This is a genomic window from Streptomyces huasconensis, assembly GCF_021028635.1.
Classification (GTDB): domain Bacteria; phylum Actinomycetota; class Actinomycetes; order Streptomycetales; family Streptomycetaceae; genus Streptomyces; species Streptomyces huasconensis.
This window is the reverse complement of sequence record NZ_CP086119.1, coordinates 7,046,316-7,065,690: the sequence shown is the minus strand read 5'-3', so window position 1 is coordinate 7,065,690 and position 19,375 is coordinate 7,046,316. Positions and strand designations below refer to the sequence as shown.

Annotated in this window: 12 protein-coding genes and 1 pseudogene; 5 read left to right on the top strand and 8 right to left on the bottom strand. The window is 71.1% G+C overall.

The window, feature by feature from the left end; genetic code table 11:
• Positions 1-106: 106 nt before the first annotated feature.
• From J2N69_RS31530 to J2N69_RS31510, 5 genes are read left to right on the top strand one after another with little or no spacing between them, the layout of a single operon-like run.
• Complete coding sequence (locus tag J2N69_RS31530) at positions 107-1,075, top strand: hypothetical protein (protein WP_230903745.1); 969 nt, start codon at positions 107-109, stop codon at positions 1,073-1,075.
• A gap of 3 nt (positions 1,076-1,078) precedes the next feature.
• Complete coding sequence (chvE, locus tag J2N69_RS31525; RefSeq protein WP_230903744.1) at positions 1,079-2,188, top strand: multiple monosaccharide ABC transporter substrate-binding protein; 1,110 nt, start codon at positions 1,079-1,081, stop codon at positions 2,186-2,188.
• A gap of 17 nt (positions 2,189-2,205) precedes the next feature.
• Entirely contained in the window at positions 2,206-3,768 is a 1,563-nt protein-coding gene (mmsA, locus tag J2N69_RS31520; RefSeq protein WP_272595890.1) for a multiple monosaccharide ABC transporter ATP-binding protein, read from the top strand.
• Positions 3,769-3,775: 7 nt separating this feature from the next.
• Positions 3,776-5,008: a multiple monosaccharide ABC transporter permease gene (mmsB, locus tag J2N69_RS31515; RefSeq protein ID WP_272595857.1), complete on the top strand. Its 1,233-nt coding sequence runs from the start codon at positions 3,776-3,778 to the stop codon at positions 5,006-5,008.
• A gap of 35 nt (positions 5,009-5,043) precedes the next feature.
• The gene (locus tag J2N69_RS31510; RefSeq protein ID WP_230903742.1) at positions 5,044-6,213 is read left to right on the top strand and encodes an aldose epimerase family protein; all 1,170 of its coding nucleotides are present in this window, start codon (positions 5,044-5,046) and stop codon (positions 6,211-6,213) included.
• A 13-nt stretch (positions 6,214-6,226) separates the two neighbouring features.
• On the opposite strand, the gene J2N69_RS31505 is transcribed toward J2N69_RS31510, so the two are convergent.
• From J2N69_RS31505 to J2N69_RS31470, 8 genes and pseudogenes are all read right to left on the bottom strand, one after another.
• Positions 6,227-7,327 (bottom strand): glycoside hydrolase family 43 protein, encoded by a 1,101-nt coding sequence (locus J2N69_RS31505; protein WP_230903741.1) that lies wholly within the window; start codon positions 7,325-7,327, stop codon positions 6,227-6,229.
• 72 nt (positions 7,328-7,399) lie between these two features.
• Positions 7,400-8,915 (bottom strand): annotated as a pseudogene (gene arfA, locus J2N69_RS31500) (arabinosylfuranosidase ArfA).
• A gap of 43 nt (positions 8,916-8,958) precedes the next feature.
• A complete protein-coding gene (locus J2N69_RS31495) occupies positions 8,959-11,442 on the bottom strand; it encodes an alpha-L-arabinofuranosidase C-terminal domain-containing protein (RefSeq protein WP_230903740.1) in 2,484 nt (827 codons plus the stop codon).
• 281 nt (positions 11,443-11,723) lie between these two features.
• Entirely contained in the window at positions 11,724-12,554 is an 831-nt protein-coding gene (locus tag J2N69_RS31490) for a pectate lyase (protein WP_230903739.1), read from the bottom strand.
• Positions 12,555-12,639: 85 nt separating this feature from the next.
• Positions 12,640-13,476, bottom strand: coding sequence for a hypothetical protein (locus J2N69_RS31485; RefSeq protein WP_230903738.1), 837 nt, complete (start codon positions 13,474-13,476; stop codon positions 12,640-12,642).
• Positions 13,473-14,024: a SigE family RNA polymerase sigma factor gene (locus tag J2N69_RS31480; protein ID WP_230903737.1), complete on the bottom strand. Its 552-nt coding sequence runs from the start codon at positions 14,022-14,024 to the stop codon at positions 13,473-13,475. The genes J2N69_RS31485 and J2N69_RS31480 overlap by 4 nt, the downstream gene beginning before the upstream one ends.
• Before the next feature lie 28 nt (positions 14,025-14,052).
• Positions 14,053-16,380, bottom strand: coding sequence for an alpha-xylosidase (yicI, locus tag J2N69_RS31475; protein ID WP_230903736.1), 2,328 nt, complete (start codon positions 16,378-16,380; stop codon positions 14,053-14,055).
• Positions 16,377-19,325, bottom strand: a complete 2,949-nt coding sequence (locus J2N69_RS31470; protein WP_230903735.1) for a glycoside hydrolase family 3 C-terminal domain-containing protein — start codon at positions 19,323-19,325, stop codon at positions 16,377-16,379. The genes yicI and J2N69_RS31470 overlap by 4 nt, the downstream gene beginning before the upstream one ends.
• Positions 19,326-19,375 lie beyond the last annotated feature (50 nt).

Genomic DNA, 19,375 nt, shown 5'->3' with positions numbered 1-19,375 from the left:
CGGGGCCGGATGTGGCTGGCCGCGCAGTTCCCCGCGCCCCTTCGGGGGCGCCCCCCCTCGTACCCCGACAGCCGATCCCTCTCCGGTCACCGATCATTGGAGTCCCGTGTCCGCCCCGTCAGCCCCCCGGCGCCCCGGCGCCGACGCCCTCGCCCGTATCGGCCATCCCGTGCCGCCCGCGCACTCCGCCGACGCCTCGCCCCACGCGTTTCCCGACGGCGGCACGTGGCGCACCGAGATCCCCTCCGTCGAGGGGCCCGAGGCGCTCGCCGTCGTCCTCAAGGAGAGCGCGCGCCTGGACGTGCCCGTCCACCGGATCAGCCAGGGCAGCGGCGTCTGGATGCTCCGCGACGAGGAGATCACCGAGATGGTGGAGTCCTGCGCCGAGCGCGACATCGAGCTGTGCCTGTTCACGGGGCCGCGCGGCACCTGGGACATCGGCGGCTCGACCCGCACCGACTCCGGCGGCGGAGGCCTGCGCGCCCGTGGCCACGACGCGCTCGCGGGCTGCGTCGAGGACGCCGTGCGCGCCACCGAACTGGGCGTCACGTGCCTGCTCGTCGCCGACGAGGGCGTGCTGTGGACGCTGCACCGGCTCCGCGCCGCCGGGGTGCTCCCCGCCGGCACCACGTTCAAGCTGTCCGCGCTGACCGGCCCCGTCAACCCCGCCTCGTACGCGGTGTACGAGCGGCTCGGCGCCGACTCCCTGAACGTGCCGTCCGATCTGACCCCCGCCCATCTCACCGAGATCCGCCGGGTCAGCCGGGCGCCGATGGACATGTACGTGGAGGCCCCCGACGACCTCGGCGGCTATGTCCGGATGTACGAGGTCGCCGAGCTGATCCAGCGCGGCGCCCCGCTGTACGTGAAGTTCGGCCTCGCCAAGGCCACCGGCATCTACCCGTACGGCGCCCACCTGCGCGAGCACGCCCTCGCCACGGCCCGGGAGCGGGTCAGGCGCGGCCGTCTCGCCCTGGATCTGCTGGCCCGGCACGGCGCGGACGGCGGCATGTCGCCGCTCGGCTCGCGGCTGCCGGGCGAGCTGTGCCGTTTCCCCGTCCCGGAAGGGGACTGACCCATGCGCACCCGCACACTCGGCATCGCCGTCACCACCGCGCTGCTCGCCGTCTCGCTGACGGCCTGCGGCCAGGAGGCCAAGGGCGGCAGCCGCTACAAGCCGGCCGACGGCAAGGGCGGCACCATCGGCCTCGCCATGCCCACCAAGTCCTCCGAGCGGTGGATAGCCGACGGCAAGAACATGGCGGCGCAGTTCAAGAAGGCCGGTTACGACACCGACCTCCAGTACGGCGACGACAAGGTGGAGAACCAGGTCGCCCAGATCGAAAACATGATCACGAAGGGGCACCGGCTGCTGGTGGTCGCCGCGATCAACGGCTCGGCACTCACCGACGTACTGAAGCGGGCGCACGACGCGGGCATCCCCGTGATCTCGTACGACCGCCTCATCCTGGGCACGAAGAACGTGAACTACTACGCGTCGTTCGACAACGAACGCGTGGGGCGGCTCCAGGGCCAGTACCTCGTCGACAAGCTGAAGCTCGGCAAGCCCGACAAGAACGCCGACGACACGCGGTCCATCGAGCTGTTCGCGGGCGACCCGGACGACAACAACACCAAGTACTTCTGGAACGGCGCCATGAAGGTGCTGAAGCCGTACTTCGCGACCGGTCAGCTCGTGGTGCGCAGCAAGCAGACGCGGCTGACCCAGGCCACGACGCTGAAGTGGGACGGCGGCACGGCGCAGAAGCGCATGGACGACCTGATCAGCAGGAGCTACGGCGACCAGCGCGTCGACGCGGTCCTCTCCCCCTACGACGGGATCTCCATCGGCATCATCTCGGCGCTCAAGAGCGCGGGGTACGGCAGCAAGAGCGAGCCGCTGCCGGTCATCACCGGGCAGGACGCCGAGCTGGCGTCGGTGAAGTCGATCATGCGGGGCGAGCAGACGCAGACCGTGTTCAAGGACACGCGCAAGCTCGCCGCGCAGACGGTGAAGATGGGCGACGCGGTCCTCACCGGCAAGAAGGTCCAGGTCAACAACACCAAGGACTACCACAACGGCGAGAAGACCGTGCCGGCCTTCCTCCTGGAGCCGGTCAGCGTCGACAAGTCCAACACCCGGCTCCTCGTGGACGAGGGGTACTTCACGGCAGGACAGCTGAAGTGAGCGCGCCCATCCTGGAGATGCGCGGGATCACCAAGACGTTCCCCGGCGTCAAGGCGCTCTCCGGTGTGGACCTGACGGTGCGGGCCGGGGAGATCCACGCGATCTGCGGCGAGAACGGCGCCGGCAAGTCGACGCTGATGAAGGTCCTCAGCGGCGTGTACCCGCACGGCAGTTACGACGGCGAGATTCTCTTCGAGGGCGAGCCGGCGGCGTTCAAGGACATCCGGGACGGCGAGCGTCACGGCGTCGTGATCATCCACCAGGAACTGGCGCTGGTCCCCTACCTGTCGATCGCCGAGAACATCTTCCTCGGCAACGAACAGACCCGGCGCGGCTTCATCGACTGGAACGACACCCTGCGCCGGGCGAAGGCCCTGCTCCAGCGGGTCGGGCTGCGCGAGAACCCGCAGACACCGGTCTCCGACATCGGCGTGGGAAAGCAGCAGCTCGTGGAGATCGCCAAGGCCCTGTCGAAGGAGGTGAAGCTGCTCATCCTCGACGAGCCAACGGCCGCGCTCAACGACGAGGACAGCGCGAAGCTGCTCGACCTGATCGTGGAACTGCGCGAGCAGGGCATCTCCAGCATCGTCATCTCGCACAAGCTGAACGAGATCCGGCAGATCACCGACACCGTGACCATCCTGCGCGACGGCCGCACCATCGAGTCGCTGAGCGTACGCCAGACCCCCTCGCACGAGCCGGAGTTGTCGGAGGACCGGATCATCCGGGGCATGGTCGGCCGCGACCTCGACCACCGCTTCCCCGCGCGCACGCCGTACGAGGGCGCGGACGCGGGCGCACTCGCCCTGGCCGTGGAGGGCTGGACGGTGCGGCACCCCGTCGACCACCAGCGCACGGTCGTCGACGACGTGTCGCTGACGGTGCGGCGCGGTGAGATCGTCGGCATCGCGGGCCTGATGGGCGCGGGCCGCACCGAACTCGCCATGTCCGTCTTCGGACGCTCCTACGGGCAGTACGTCGCCGGGACCGTGGCGGTGAACGGCCGCCCGGTGGTCACCAAGACGGTCCCGGCCGCGGTCGACGCCGGCATCGCGTACGTCACCGAGGACCGCAAGCGCTACGGCCTGAACCTCATCGACAACATCAACCGCAACGTCTCGCTGGCCTCACTGCCGGGGATGCGGCGGCGCGGCGGCCTCGGCGGCTTCGTTGACGAACACCACGAGCGGCAGGTCTCCGAACGCTACCGCGCGTCGATGAACATCAAGACCCCCACCGTCTTCGAGCAGGTGGGCCGGCTCTCCGGCGGCAATCAGCAGAAGGTCGTCCTGAGCAAGTGGATTCACGCCGACCCCGAGGTGCTGATCCTCGACGAGCCGACGCGCGGCATCGACGTGGGCGCCAAGTACGAGATCTACACCGTCATCGACCGGCTCGCGGCGCAGGGCAAGGCGGTCCTGTTCATCTCCTCGGAGCTGCCGGAGCTGCTCGGCATGTGCGACCGGATCTACACGATGGCCGAGGGCCGCCTGACCGGCGAGGTCACGCGCGCGGAGGCCACCCAGGAAGTCCTGATGCGCCATATGACCCAGACCAGAAGCACCGGAAGCAAGAGCTGAGGCCGCCATGACCACCACGACCACTCCGCCGCGGGACCCGTCCTCCGCGCCACCGCCCGCCGTGCGGTCGGCCGGCACGCTGCTGCTGGACAGCATGCGCTCCAACATGCGCCAGTACGGCATGCTCATCGCCCTGGCCTTCATCGTCGTCCTGTTCCAGATCTGGACCGACGGCACGCTGCTGCTGCCGAACAACGTCTCCAACCTGATCCAGCAGAACGGCTACATCCTCATCCTGGCCATCGGCATGATGATCGTCATCATCGCGGGCCACATCGACCTGTCCGTCGGCTCGCTGGTCGCCTTCGTCGGCGCCATGTCGGCGGTGATGATGGTCAAACACGACATGCCGTGGGTGCTCGCCCTCGTCCTCTCGCTGCTGATCGGCGCGGTCGCGGGCGCCTGGCAGGGCTTCTTCATCGCCTACGTCGGCATCCCGTCGTTCATCGTGACGCTGGCCGGCATGCTGCTCTTCCGCGGTCTCACCCAGATCGTCCTGGAGGGGCAGTCGCTGGCCCCCTTCCCCGACGGCTTCCAGAACATCGCCAAGGGCTTCATCCCTGAGATGGGCCCGTACACGCAGTACCACAACCCGACGCTGCTCCTCGGCCTCGCCACCATCGTCTTCCTGCTCCTGCGTGAGTGGCGGGACCGCAAGCGGCAGCTGGCGTTCGAGCTGGACGTCCTGCCCACCGGGCTGTGGGCGGCCAAGTGCGTGGCGATGACGGCGGCCGTCGTGGCGTTCACGCTGACCCTCGCCAGCTTCCACGGCGTGCCGGTCGTCATGCTCATCATGTGCGCGCTGCTCCTCGTGCTCGGCCATGTGATGCGCAACGCCGTCGTGGGCCGGCACGTGTACGCGCTCGGCGGCAACAAGGCCGCAGCCAAGCTCTCCGGCGTCAAGGACAAGCGCGTCACCTTCCTGGTCTTCGTCAACATGGGCGTCCTCGCGGCCCTCGCGGGCTGTGTGTACGCGGCCCGCCTCAACGCGGGCACCCCGCAGGCCGGCCTGAACTTCGAACTGGAGGCGATCGCGGCCTCGTTCATCGGCGGCGCCTCGATGAGCGGCGGCGTCGGCACGGTGATGGGCGCGGTCATCGGCGGCCTGGTGCTCGGCGTGCTCAACAACGGCATGTCGCTGGTCGGCATCGGCACGGACTACCAGCAGGTCATCAAGGGTCTCGTGCTGCTCGCCGCAGTCGGCTTCGACGTATGGAACAAGCGCAAGGTCGGCCGGTAACCCCCTCTTTCCACCTTCCGGAACAGGAGCTGTACATGGATACGAGCAGACGCACCGTCCTGGCCACCGCCGCCGCGGCCGGCCTCACCGCCGCCGTCGCCGGCACCTCGTACGCCTCGTCGGAGGGCGGCGGGTCCGCGCGGTTCGCGAAGCCCACCAAGGAGCTGTTCGGCACGCTCGCCGACGGCACGAAGGTCCACCGCTGGTCGCTGGCGAACGGCGGCACGCGGCTGAAGGTCCTCTCCTACGGCGGCATCGTGCAGTCCCTCGAACTGCCCGACCGGCACGGCCGCTACCGCAACGTCTCCCTCGGGTACGACACGATCGAGGCGTACGCGGCGGGCACGACGTTCTTCGGCGCGCTGATCGGCCGCTACGGCAACCGCATCGCCCGCGGCCGCTTCACCCTGGACGGCAGGACACACCAGCTCTCCGTGAACGACGGGGAGAACAGCCTGCACGGCGGCGCCAAGGGGTTCGACACCCGGGTGTGGGAGGTGGAGCCGTTCACGGACGCCTCCGGGGTCGGCCTGGTGCTGCGGTACGTGAGCGCCGACGGCGAGATGGGCTACCCGGGGACACTGCGGGTGAAGGTGACGTACACCCTCACCGCGCGCGGCGACTGGCGGATCGACTACGCGGCGCGGACCGACAAGGCCACCGTAGTGAACCTCACCAACCACACGTACTACAACCTCGCGGGCGAGGGCAGCGGTGACATCTACGGGCATGAACTGTCGCTCAAGGCGGGCCGGTTCACGCCGACCGACTCCGGCCTGATCCCGACGGGAGAGCTGGCGAAGGTGGCGGGCACGCCGTTCGACTTCCGGCGGGCGAAGACGGTCGGCGAGGACATCCGTGCCGCGCACCCGCAGCTGGTGACCGCCAAGGGGTACGACCACAACTGGGTCCTGGACAAGGGGATCACGGACCGCCCGGAGCACTTCGCGACGCTGCGGGACCCGGAGTCGGGCCGCACGATGAAGATCGCCACGACGGAGCCGGGTGTGCAGTTCTACTCCGGCAACTTCCTGGACGGCACCCTGACCGGCCCCTCGGGCCGCACCTACCGCCAGGGCGACGGCCTGTGCCTGGAGACCCAGCACTTCCCGGACTCCCCGAACCAGCCGTCGTTCCCCTCGACGGTGCTGCGCCCCGGCGCCACCTACCGGTCGAGCACGGTGCACAGCTTCTCGGCGCGCTGAGCGGGCGGGGCGGCTACCTCTGCCGCCCCAGGTCCGGCACCGGCCCGTCCGGCACGGGAACCCCGAAGTCGGGGGTGCCGTCCGCGTTCCAGTTCAGGCGCTGGACGCGGGTGTGCCGGTTCGGGTCGTTCAGCGGGTCGCCGACGATGTCCTTGTACGGGCGGGCGTGGTAGACGAGGACGTCGGTGCGGCCGTCCTCGGCGACGGTGAAGGAGTTGTGGCCGGGGCCGTACTGCTTGGTCCTGTCGTCACTGGTGAAGACCGGCCGCGGCGACTTGGTCCAGGACCTCGGGTCCATCAGGTCGCTGCCGGCCTCGGCGGTGAGCAGGCCCATGCAGTAGTGGGCGTCGGTGGCACTCGCCGAGTACGTCATGAAGACGCGGCCGTTGCGCTGGAGGAACGAGGCGCCCTCGTTCACCTTGAAGCCGACGCACTCCCAGTCGTACTCGGGCGTGGTGAGCCGCACTTGAGGGCCCGTCAGTGTCCAGGGGTTTGCCATCCGGGAGAGGAAGACGCCCGTGTTGCTGTCCGTGCCGGGCTCGTGCTGCGCCCACGACAGGTAGCGAGATCCTTGGTAGGTGAAGGTGGTGGCGTCGAGCGAGAAGGTGTCCCAGGCCGTGGCGATCCGCCCCTTCTCCACCCAGGTGCCCTTGAACGGGTCGCGGTGGGAGTTCTCCAGGACCCACATGCGGATCTTCCACACGTCGTGGGCGGGCGCGGCGGCGAAGTAGACGTACCACTTGCCGTCGATGTGGTGGATCTCCGGCGCCCAGATGTGCGCCGCCATGTCACCGCTGGTGTGGCGCCGCCATATGACGGCCTCCTCGGCGGTGGCGATGCCGTGCAGGGTGCGGGAGCGGCGCAGGATGACGCGGTCGTACTCGGGGGCGGTGGCGGTGAAGTAGTAGCGGCCGTCGTGGTGGCGGTGGATGTGGGGGTCGGCGCGGTTCGGGACGAGGGGGTTGACGGGCCGGGCGGCCTTGACGGCTTCCGGCACGGCGGCGCGGGCGGCGCCCTGAGCGGTGGCGAGGACACCGACCGCGCCGGCCGTCGCCGCCAGGGAGCCTTTCAACAGTGTTCTGCGGGGCGGGAGTGCGTGGTCGTGGTGGCTCATGTGACTGCCTTTCGGGGGTGGTGGGGCTGATCGGGGGGTGACGTGAAGGTGCCGGTCGGTTGGAACAGCGGCTCAGCCCAGCCTGATCACGTTCCAGGACAGGGGCTCCAGGGCCGCGGTCAGGACGCCGTCGCCGAGCCGCGTGCCCGCCACGTCGTGCGGGGTGACGCGCTCCGGGTCGTCCAGGGTGTTGCGGGCCTCGGGGTCCGCGTCGGCCACGGCGGTGTGCTCGACGACCGTGGTCAACTCCATACCCAGCAGGTGGACTTCGAGGGGCAGAGGCTCGGTCTGGCCGCGGTTGACGGCGAAGACGGTGACGGTGCCGTCGTCAGCCCGTACCGCCGTGGCGTGCAGCAGAGGCACCGCGCCGAACTTCGCCGTGTCGTACGTCGGAGCGTCCACGCGCACGTCGAGGACCCGGCCGCGGCCGTGCCGGGAGGCCTGCGCGAAGGGGTGGAACGTCGTCTGGCGCCAGGCCGGGCCGCCGGGTTCGGTGAGGATCGGCGCGATGACGTTGACGAGCTGGGCGAGGCAGGCGATCGTCACCCGGTCGGCGTGGCGCAGCAGGGCGATCAGCAGCGAGCCGAGGACGACGGCGTCGGTGACGGTGTAGTTGTCCTCCAGGAGGCGTGGGGCCTCCTGCCAGTCCTCCTCCGGTTGGAGCGCGGTGCGCCGCTGGTACCAGACGTTCCACTCGTCGAAGGAGAGGTTGATCCGCTTCTCGGACTTGAGGCGCGCGCCGACGTGGTCGCAGGTCGCGACGGCGGCCTCGATGAAGGACTCCATGTCGACGGCCGAGGCGAGGAAGGAGTCGCGGTCCCCGTCGGTCTCCTCGTAGTAGGCGTGCAGCGAGATGTGGTCGACGAGGTCGTACGTCTCGGCGAGGACGGTCGCCTCCCAGGCCGCGAAGGTCCCCATGGACCGGCCGGAGGAGCCGCAGGCGACGAGTTCCAGGGCCGGGTCGGTCGTGCCGCATGGCGCGGGCCGTCTCGGCGGCGAGGCGGCCGTACTCCTCGGCGGTCTTGTGCCCGGTCTGCCAGGGCCCGTCCATCTCGTTGCCGAGGCACCAGAGCCGGATGCCGTAGGGGTCCTTGTCGCCATGGGCGGCGCGCAGGTCCGAAAGGCCCGTGCCCGAGGGGTGGTTGGCGTACTCCTGGAGTTCGATGGCCTCGGCCACTCCCCTGGTGCCGAGGTTGACGGCCATCATCGGCTCCGCCTGCGGGCCGACCGCGCGGACGAAGCGGATGAACTCGGAGAGGCCGAAGCGGTGGGTCTCCGTGGAGCGCCAGGCGAGGTCGAGCCGGCGCGGCCGTTCGTCGACGGGGCCGACGGAGTCCTCCCACTTGTGGCCCGAGACGAAGTTGCCGCCGGGGTAGCGGATGGCGGTGACGCCCAGTTCGCGGATGAGGTCGAGGACGTCGCCGCGCAGGCCCGCCCCGTCCGCCGTGGGGTGGCCCGGTTCGTGGATGCCCGTGTAGACGCAGCGGCCGAGGTGCTCGACGAAGGAGCCGAAGAGCCGCGGGTCGACGTCGCCGACGGTGAAGTCCGGGTGGAGGGTGAAGCGGGCGGGGCGGGCGGAGCGCGTCATGGGTTCCTCAACAGGTCGGCCAGGATTGACGGTTCGGAGTGCGTCAGGCCGTCTTGATCCGCATGAACGTCACGGAGTGGGCGGGGAAGGTGTACGAGAAGGAGTCGTCGACCCCGGTGAAGACCGAGTCGACGGGCTTGACCGGCGTCTTGTCCTTCGTGTTCGCGGCGGCCGGGCCCGCGGCCAGCGTGGTCACCCGCGCCTTCGGCGCGACCTTCGCGCCCCCGTCGAGGTCGACCTTCGTCCGGGCCGGCACCGCTTGGGCGTTGACGACCTTCACGATGAGGTCACCGGTCGCCTTGTCGCGCGTGACGACCTGGCGGAACGGCTCGGCGGGCTTGTCGTCGGTGAAGGAGCCCCACTTCTCGCCGTCGAGGTAGAGCGTCACCTGGCGGCCGCGGACCTCGACACGCAGGTCATAGCCGCGGCCCGGCTCGATCTTCGTGCCGTCCTCGACCATCGTCTGCTTGGCGCCGCCGACGGTCTTCTCGACGGCGGACCGGGTGTTGTTCCAGCCGCCGAGGTTCCACCAGTAGTGGTTGCCGCTGTCCTTGACGCCGAAGGCGACCATGAAGCCCTCCTTGCCGGACTTCTTGGTGGCCCTCACCTTCAGGTCGTAGTTCTGCCAGCCCGGGTCACCGGCGGTGACCAGCGTGTTCTCGGCGCTCTCGTCGGACTGGACGTACGCTCCGTCCTTGACGGCCCACGCGCCCTTGCCGGCCGCCCTGGTCCACTTGCCGTCGCCGGCCGAGAAGTCGTCGGAGAACAGGGGCCTGCCGTCGGCGCCGGTCACCGAGACGTCGTCGTAGGCGGCGCTGGTGGCCCAGGTGGAGAGGCCGACGGCGCCGGTGATCGGGCCCGACGTGGCGGGCGTACCGGTGGCCTTCGACGGCACGACCTCGTCGCCGACGTTGCGCATGAAGAGCTTCTGCGTCTCGTAGTTGGCCGAGCCCCACGACTGGTCGTTGTCGTACCAGATCATGTTCGGCTGCCACTGGACGTAGTCCTCGTTGGCGAGCAGCGGCGCGTACGAGGCGAGCTTCACGACGTCCGCGTTGCGCTCCAGGCCGGTCATGAACGCGGCTTCGGAGAGGGCGTTGCCGAAGGTGTTGCCCTGCGAGGCGTACTCACCGAGGAAGACCTCGGGGCCGCTCCGGTCGTAGGCGTCGTAGCGGTCGTTGTTCTCCAGGAACCACTGCGGGCTGTTGTAGTAGTGCTCGTCGACCATCGCCACGCGTGCGTCGCGGTTGAGCTGCCAGGCCTTGTCGAAGACCGGACCGCTGTCGTCGGGGCCGGAGTTGGAGATGACGGTGATCTCCGGGTGCTCGGCCTCGATGGCGACCCGGAACTCCTTGAAGCGGGCGAAGAACTCCTCGGGGAGGTTCTCCTCGTTGCCGACCTCCAGGTGGGTGAGGCCGAAGGGCTTGGGGTGGCCCATGCGGGCGCGCTTCTTGCCCCATTCGCTGCTCACCGGGCCGTTGGCGAACTCGATGAGGTCGAGGGTGTCCTGGATGTGGCGCTTGAGAAGGGCCGGGTCGTCGGTGGCCTTGTTCTGGCCGCAGCCGGTCACCAGGGCGGGGACGACGGGCAGCGGCATGGCGCCGGTGTCCTCGGCGAACTGGAAGTACTCGTAGTAGCCGAGACCGTAACTCTGGTTGTAGCCCCAGAAGTTGGCGTTGGTGGCGCGCTTCTCGATCGGGCCTATGGTGTCCTTCCACTGGTAGGAGCGCGTGCGCTGCCAGCCGGATTTCTCGTCGTACGCCTCGTGGCTCCCTGTGTTGACCAGGCAGCCGCCGGGGAAGCGCAGGAAGCCGGGTTTCAGGGCGGCGATCTTCTCGGCGAGGTCCTTGCGCAGGCCGTTCGCGCGCCCCTTGTAGGTGTCGCGGGGGAAGAGGGAGATCATGTCGAGCGCGGCGTCCGCCCCGGAGGTGACCGTCAGCCGCCCGGCGGCGGAGGTCCGCGTGGCGGTGAAGGCCGCCTTGTACTGGGCCCAGCCGCCGCGGGCGGTGACGCGGCGGGCGGCGGCCAGTTCGCCCGAGGCGTCGTGCAGGGTGGCCGTCAGCGGTGCTCCGCCGGCGTGGTCGGTGCGGGCCCAGACGGAGAAGTCATAGCGCTTGCCCTTCTCGACCGCGATGCCCGTGTTGTAACCGGAGTTCGTGACGGACGAACCGGCCGTGACGGAGAGGTAGTTGCGGTTGCGTTCGTCGAGGCGGCCGCCGTCGTTGACGACCTTCGCGGTGCCCTTGGTGTCCCACGAGGTCAGCGGCGTGTAGTTCCGGTTGTCCGCGGGCTCGTACTCGAAGGACCTGTTCTGGACCAGCTCGGCGTAGAGCCCGCCGTCCGCGGCGCGGTTGATGTCCTCGTAGAAGACGCCGTACATCGTGTCGTCGATCTTCGCGCCGGTCGCGGCGGTGTCGACGTCGATCGTGTAGTCGGTTGGCTCGGCCGCGGCGCTCGGGCCGACGGCGAGCGTGCCGGCCAGCAGGGCGGTGACGGTGAGCGCGAGGCTCCCTCGTCTGCGTGCCATGTCATCCCCAAGTGTTCGAAATGTCGGACGTTGGTCAGCACTCCGAACGGAAACTTAGGAAGCGGAGGGATCTCGCGTCAACGCCTGGGACCAACCCTGCGCAAAGCGTTGACGCGCGAGGAGTTCGGCTCTACGGTCCGTTCGAAGTGGCGAGCAGCATCCGTTATTTCGTACGCTCCCGTGGGCGCAGCTGATGGCGGGGTGCCTGATGGCGGGGCTCCCGCGCAGGGCGCCCCCGCCGGTCCAGCCGGCGGGGGCCTCCTCCCTCATGCGCGCCGGACCTACCGGTAGGTGACGTCCGACGCCGTGAACTTGCAGTACGTGCCGTCGGGGCCGCTGCCGGTCTCGACGGGCTCGGCACCGGTGTTGTTGCCGGTGAAGCGCGCGCACGTCTTGATCTTCTTGTTGCCGTCACCATGGATGCGGATGTTCCGCAGCGCGGCGGTGTCGCCGTAGTTGGTGTTGATGCCGACGATCGACTTGCCGGGGGCGGTGATGTCGGTGTCGTTGATGGTGACGTGGCGCTGGTACTGCTTGGAGCAGTTGCCGCAGGTGCGCACCAGCTTGCCGAAGTCGGAGACCTGGAACTTGTTCACGACCAACTTGCCGGCGCCGTTGAACTGGAAGACCTTGTCGTCGGCCTTGCGCGCGCCGCCGCCCTGGACGGCGTACGTCGCACCGGCCGAGGTCCCCTTGAAGGTGGCCGCGTCCTCGCCGACATCCTCCCACCACACGTTCTGCAGCGTGCAGCTGCCCATGCAGTGGATGCCGTCGGCGGCGGGCGAGCCGATGATGACGTTCTTCAGGGTGGCCCCGTCCTTCAGCTTGAAGATCGGGTCCTGGCCCTCGTCCTGGCCGTCGCCGCCGAGTTCGCCGCTGCCGTAGTAGCGCTTGAGGCCGCCGTCACGGGTGCCGGAGACCTCGATGGTCTTGGGCACCGCCTGCTGTCCCTTGGCCTCGGGCCAGGCGGTGGCCGCCCCCGCGGACGACATGAGGGAGGTGGTGACGAGGGCGGCGCCGGTCAGGCCGAGCGCGGCGGCGCCGCCGATGACGGCGCGGCGGCGGGTGCGGTTGCGACGGTGGCGTACGCGCCCGTCAGCGGTTGAAGTCATGTCCGGTTTCCTTCGGTGGACAGAAGTGTGCGTCTTCTGGTCGCCACCGCCCGGCGAAAGGTTGCCCCTCGGAATCAACCGTTCCTCAGAAGAAATCACCCCGCCACGCGGTGCGTTCCTCCGAGGTGGCCGCCCGGATGGCATACCGGTCGCCGCCCGCGTCCCGCTTCCCCTCGCCGTGGTCGTACTGCCCGGCGAAGACGTGCTCGCCGGCCGGCACGGTCCGCCCCGCCTTGAGCGTCCACCGGTAGACGAGGAACCCGTCGCGCTCCCCCACCGACACGTCGAAGTCCTCCACGGGCAGCGAGCGCCAGTTGCCGGTGTCGGCGACCTTGCCGCCGAGAGCCACGCGCAGTTCGACGGTGAGGGAGGTCAGCGGCTTGCGCGCCTTGAGGGTGATGTCGCTCTGGGACCAGTACGTGCTGGAGCCGGGGTCGATCGAGCCGTCCGCCCACAGCAGGTCGGCCGCGGGCACGGACCTCGGGCCGCGCGGCGGCCCGGCGGACTTCGGCGGCCTGCCGGACTCCGGCCCCCGGGAGGCGGGGGGTTTGGCCGGGGTGCCGCTCGGGCGCCTCGGCGGTGGTGGCGCGGCGGTGCGGCCGGGTGCCGTGGCGGCGGGCGGCGGGTCCGGCGTCGGGGTGGAGCTGGTGGCGACGGACTGCGGGGCGGGGTCCTCACCGCGCAGCGCGGCGGCCACGCCGTACCCGGCCACCGCGCAGACACCGGCGACGGCGGCGGTCGCGGTCACCACGCGCAGCCAGGACGCGGCCGCCCGCGGGGGCGGCTTCGGGCGGTGTTCGCGCGGGCGCTCGCGGCGGGCCATGCCCTGTTCGACGCGGGCGAGCATCCGCTCCCGGTCCGGGCGGTGGGCCCGGGCGGCGCCGCGCAGCCTGCCGCGCACTTCCTCGTCGTCGTCCCTCATGTGCTTCCCCCCGTGTCCGCCGTGACCGCGCGCACCCGTTCCCAGGTGGTGTGCGGACCGAGGCGTCGTTGCAGCTCGGCCATTCCCTTCGACGTCTGGCTCTTCACCGTACCCACCGAGACGCCGAGGGCCTGCGCGGTGTCCTTCTCCGACAGGTCGAAGGCGTGCCGCAGGACCACGCAGGCCCGCTTGCGGAAGGGCAGCGCGCGCAAGGCGTCGCGCACGTCGACCACGGCCGGTACGTCGGGGTCCGACACGTCCTCGCCGCGGCCCGACCAGAAGAGGGTGACGCGGCGGCGTTCGCGCACGGCGCTGCGGATGCGGCTGCGCGCCATGTTCGCGACGACCCCGCGGGCGTACGCGGCCGGGTGGTCGGCGGCGCGCACCCGGTCCCAGCGGTGCCAGAGCGCGAGCAGCGCGTCGGCCGCCAGGTCGTCCGCGCCATCGCTCTCACCGGTCAACAGGTGGGCCAGGCGGGCGAGTTCGGCGTAGTGCCGTTCGAAGAAGGCGTGGAACTCGGCGGCCGCGTCGTCGGCGGCCACGGGCACGGGCGCCTCCTTTCCGGAAGCGGGCACCCTAGCCGGTCGTTCGGTGCGCGAAGACATCGGGCAGGGTCACCTCCCTCACGCCGTGGGCGGCCGCGCGCCCGTCCACCGTGCGCACGTGGAAGGGCCTGCGGGAGCCGAGGGCGAGGACCGTGAGGCCGTCGCCGTCCCGTATCGCGCGGAAGACCGCCGCGGGGCGCCCTTCGAGGTCGGGGACGGTCACTTCGGTGTCGTACGCCGTGTCGTGCGCGGTCTCGTACGCCGTGTCGGATGCGGTGTCGGGGGCGGCCAGGAGGGTCAGGCCGTCGAGCCAGTCGCCGTCCGGGCGTCGTTCGTCGGCGCCGAGGGGCAGCAGCGCGCCGGGCCGGACGTAGAGAGGGAGGCTGTCGAAGCCGTGGATCTCGCGGCGCCAGCCGGGGCCCCGCGCGCTCTCCCCGGTGAGGAGGTGCGTCCAGGTGCCCTCGGGGAGGTAGAACTCCACCTCGCCCTCCGCGGTGAAGACGGGGGCGACGAGCAGGTCGGGGCCGAGCATGTACTGCCGGTCCAGGGTGCGGCAGGCCGGGTCCTCGGGGAACTCCAGGATCATCGGCCGCATCACGGGCACGCCGGTGCGGTGGGCCTCGCAGGCCGCGCCGTACAGGTAGGGCATGAGGCGGTGCTTGAGCTTGGTGAACTTCCGGGCCACGGCCACGGCTTCGTCGCCGAACGCCCACGGCACGCGGTAGGAGACGTTGCCGTGCAGGCGGCTGTGGGAGGACAGCAGTCCGAAGGCGAGCCAGCGCTTGAAGACCGCCGGGTCGGGGGTGCCCTCGAAGCCGCCGATGTCGTGGCTCCAGAAGCCGAAGCCGCTCAGGGAGAGCGAGAGTCCCCCGCGCAGGGACTCGGCCATGGCACCGAGCGAGGCGAAGCAGTCGCCGCCCCAGTGCACGGGGAACCGCTGGCCGCCGGCCGTGGCGGAGCGCGCGAACAGCACGGCCTCGCCCGCTCCGCGCTCCTTCTCCAGAACCTCGAAGACGGTGCGGTTGTAGAGCTGCGTGTAGTAGTTGTGCATGCGCTCGGGGTCGGCGCCGTCGTGCCAGACGACGTCGGTGGGGACACGTTCGCCGAAGTCGGTCTTGAAGCAGTCGACGCCCTGGTCGAGGAGGGGGCGCAGCTTATCGGCGTACCACTCGCGGGCGGCCGGGTCCGTGAAGTCCACGAGGGCCATGCCGGGCTGCCACAGGTCCCACTGCCAGATGTCGCCGCCCGGCCGCCGGACCAGGTACCCGGCCGCGCGGGCCTCCTCGAAGAGCGCGGACTTCTGCGCGATGTACGGGTTGATCCACACGCTGACCCTGAGCCCGCGCTCGCGCAGGCGGCGCAGCATGCCGTCCGGGTCGGGGAAGACGTCGGGGTCCCACCGGAAATCCGTCCACTGGTGCTCGCGCATCCAGAAGCAGTCGAAGTGGAAGACGGACAGCGGGATGTCGCGCTCGACCATGCCGTCCACGAACGAGGTGACGGTCTCCTCGTCGTAGGGCGTGCAGAACGAGGTGGTGAGCCACAGGCCGAACGACCAGGCGGGCGGCAGCGCGGGCCGTCCGGTGAGCGCGGTGTAGCGGCGCAGGACGTCCTTGGGTGTGGGCCCCGCGATGACGTAGTACTCCAGGCTCTGGTCCTCGACGCTGAACTGGACCTGGCCGACGGCCTCGGAGCCGATCTCGTAGGACACCTTGCCGGGGTGGTTGACGAAGACGCCGTAGCCGCGCGAGGAGAGGTGGAAGGGGATGTTCTTGTAGGCCTGCTCGCTGCTGGTGCCGCCGTCGGCCTGCCAGATGTCGACGCTCTGCCCGTTCTTGACGTACGGGGTGAAGCGCTCGCCGAGGCCGTAGATTAACTCGCCTACCCCGAGCGCCAGTTGAGCCACCATGTGGTGGGTGCCCTCGGGTGTCGTCGCGAAGGCGGTGCCCCTGCGCTCCACGGCGGTCAGCCGACGGCCCTCCTCGTCGAGGAACTCGGGACCCCAGGGCCTGGCGGCGTCCAGGCGCAGGGTGAGGGGCCCGCTGACGAGTTCGGTGACGGCGCCTTCGCGTACGACGTGTCCCGCGTTCCCGGTGGTGTGCACCGTGAACTCCGGTCCGCGCGCGACCTTTCCCGCGTGGTGGGTGGCCCGTACGCCGATCACCCCCTCGGCGGGCGAGAAGCAGGTGACGGTGAGGAGGGGCGAGTTGAGGGTGTCACCGCGCTCGCGCACCCGCCGCACGGCGGCGTAGGCGGTGAAGCTTCCGCCGTCCTCGCCCTCGCGCACGTCGCGCACCTCGGTGGCGTACGAGGCGCGCACCCCGTCCCGCATCAGCCAGAAGCCGTCGGTGAACTTCATGCGGCGTCCTTTCGCGGGCCGGTGGCGGTGAAGGCGATCCGGGCGAGCCGGACGGGGCCGCGCAGCCGTACGCGCAGATCGCGCACGCCCGAGACGGCGAAGCCCGAGGTGTGCGACGCGTAGTGGTACGGGCCGCCGGTCGGTGTGACGGTGACGGTGGCGGCGGTGGTCCCCGCGATGAGGTCGACGGCGCCCTCGCCCGCGGCCTCGACCGTCACGGCGGCGACGCCGTCCCCGAAGTCGCACTCCTGGTAAAGGAGTTCGCCCGTGCCGTCGTCCCTGGCGTGCACGGCGTCGCCCGAGGTCTTCGTCCGGTCGACGAGTTCGGTGCCGCGCTGCGTGTCGTAGCCGTTCGCCGCCAGGCCGGCCCCCAGTACCGGCCTGGCGGCGAGCGGCTCGCCGGTCAGCTCGACCGGTGTCATCAGCCGGATGTCGCGGCTGGAGGCCCCGGCCAGCAGTTCGTACGTACCGGGCGGCAGGGCCCAGCGGTCCTGGCGCACGTCCCAGAACCCCAGGTCGGTCAGGGGCAGCCGGAACGCGAGGCGGCGCCACGCCCCGTGGGCGAGACGGACCCTGCGGTGCGCGGCGAGGCGCCGGTGCGGCAGGGCGACGGGCCCGCGGGGCGCGCGGGTGTAGAGCTGCACCACCTCGTCCGCGGTGACGGCCCCGGTGTTGGTGAGGGTGACCGCCACGCGCAGGGCGTCGCCGTCGCGCTCGGCGGTCAGGTCCTCGTACCGGAAGGAGGAGTAGCCGAGGCCGTGGCCGAAGGGGTAGAGGGGCGTGCCGTCGAAGTACTGGTAGGTCTGCCGGGAGCCGATGATGTCGTAGTCGAGGAGGTCCGGCAGATCGGTGTCGGCGGCGTACCAGGTCTGCGGCAGCCGGCCGGCCGGGGAGACGTCGCCGGCGATGACGCGGGCGAGCGCGGTGCCCGCGGCCTGGCCGCCGTGCGCGGTCCACAGCAGGGCGGGCAGCTCGGCGTCGGCGTCCGTGACCGCGTACGGGTAGGCGCTGACGAGGACGAGCGCGGTGCGGGGGTTGGCGGCGCGGGCGGCGCGCCACAGCCGGTCCTGGTGGGGCGGCAGGGCGAGGGTCGTGCGGTCCTGGGTCTCGCGGCCGTTGATGTGGGGGTCGTTCCCGGCGACGACGATCACGGTGTCCGCGGCCGCGGCGGCGCGGGCAACGGCGTCCTCGCCGCGCTCCAGGACCTCGACCGTGAACGGCGTGGCGCGCTCGGCCGGAAGAACCTCGCCGTCCGCGGCAACCTTCACGCCGTCGGCGGCGACACAGACGTACCCGCCCGTCCCCGTGTGCCTGAGGAGGTGCCCGCCCGCGTGCCCGTCCCCGCTCCCATCTCCGTCCCGGCCTCCCTCTCCGTCCCCGTCTCCGTTCGCCGCGCTGACCAGTGCGAACGTCTCCTGTACGACCCAGCCGCCCGGCTGGTCGGCCGACGCCCGCACGAAGCCGTCGGCGGCGACGGAGAGGTGGCGCCCGTCGGGTGCCCGCAGCGTCCAGGCCCCCTCGCCCCAGTCGACGAGGGCGAACTCGGTGGCGTCCGCCGCGGCCGCGCAGGTGCCGACCGGCGGCAGGTCGGTGCGGCCCGCGAGGAGCGCCGGGTCGAACGTGCCCGCGGCCACCCTTGCGTGCGCGGCGGCGGCGGACGCCGGGACCCTCAGCCAGCCGCCCGCGCACTTCAGGCGCACCCGGTCCACGCCCTCGGCGCAGACCACCCGCTCGGCGCCGAAGCGCTCGCGCAGCCCGTCGAGGACGGTGCTGCGGCGGATCAGGGTGCCGCTGTACCAGTCGGTCTTGCACTCGTCCGCGAGGAGGCCGACGACCGCGACACGGGCGTTGCCGGACGGGGGCGCGAGGGGCAGCAGGCCGTCGTTCTTGAGCAGGACGACGGCCTGTTCGGCGGCCTCGCGGGCCAGCTCCCGGTGGGCGGCCGTGTCGACGTCGCTCGCGTCCGCCGACCCGTACGGGCCGCCGTCCGGGTCGAACTCGCCGAGCCGCAGACGGACGGTGAGGTGCCTGCGGACGGCCGCGTCGACGTCGGAGCCGCTCAGCAGTCCCGCCGCGAGGGCGCGCCGCAGGCGGCCGAGGACGACCGTCGGGTCGGTGCCGTGGTCGGTGAAGCTGTCCACACCCGCGACGAGGGCGGCGGCGACGGCTTCCTCGTGGGTGGCGAAGTAGTGCTGGCTGTCGACGAGGTTGCTGGGCGCGCCCGCGTCGGAGCAGACGAGCAGCTCGTCGTCGGTCCAGCGCCTCAACTGCTCGCGCAGATAAGGCGATACGTGATTGGGGCGGCCGTTGACGAGGTTGTAGGCGGGCATCACACCGGCGACCGCGCCCGCCTCGACGGCGTGGCGGAAGGCGCGCAGGTCGTACTCGTGCAGGACGCGGGGTCTTACGGAGGCGTTGGAGGTGTCCCGGTCGGTCTCGTTGTTGTGGGCCAGCCAGTGCTTGAGGACGGGCGCGGTGCGCCAGTGCGTCGGGTGGTCCCCGCGCAGGCCCCGGGTGTAGGCGGCGGCGAGGGCGGAGGTCAGGTGCGGGTCCTCCGCGTAGCCCTCCTCGTTCCTGCCCCACAGCGGGTGGCGCAGGAGGTTCACGGTGGGGGCCCAGACGTTGAGGCCGACGCGCTCGTCGCGGGAGCGCATCGCCCGCGCCTCGACGGAGACGGCCTCGCCGATCCTGCGCAGCAGGTCGTCGTTCCAGGTCGCGCCGAGCCCGACGGCCTGCGGGAAGACCGTCGCGGGCCCCATCCAGGCGACGCCGTGCAGGGCTTCCTGGCCGGTGCGGAACGCCCCGATGCCGAGCCGGTCGACGGCGGGCGCGAACTGGTGCAGGAGCGCGAGGCGTTCGTCGGCGGTCAGCCGGGACAGCAGGTCGTCCACGCGCTGGTCCGGCTCACGTCCCGGATCACGGAACGGCGGCGGGCTCTCGGTCACGTGCGGGTCCCCTCGGCGGACGGTCGATCGGAGGTGTTCCTCTCGAAGCG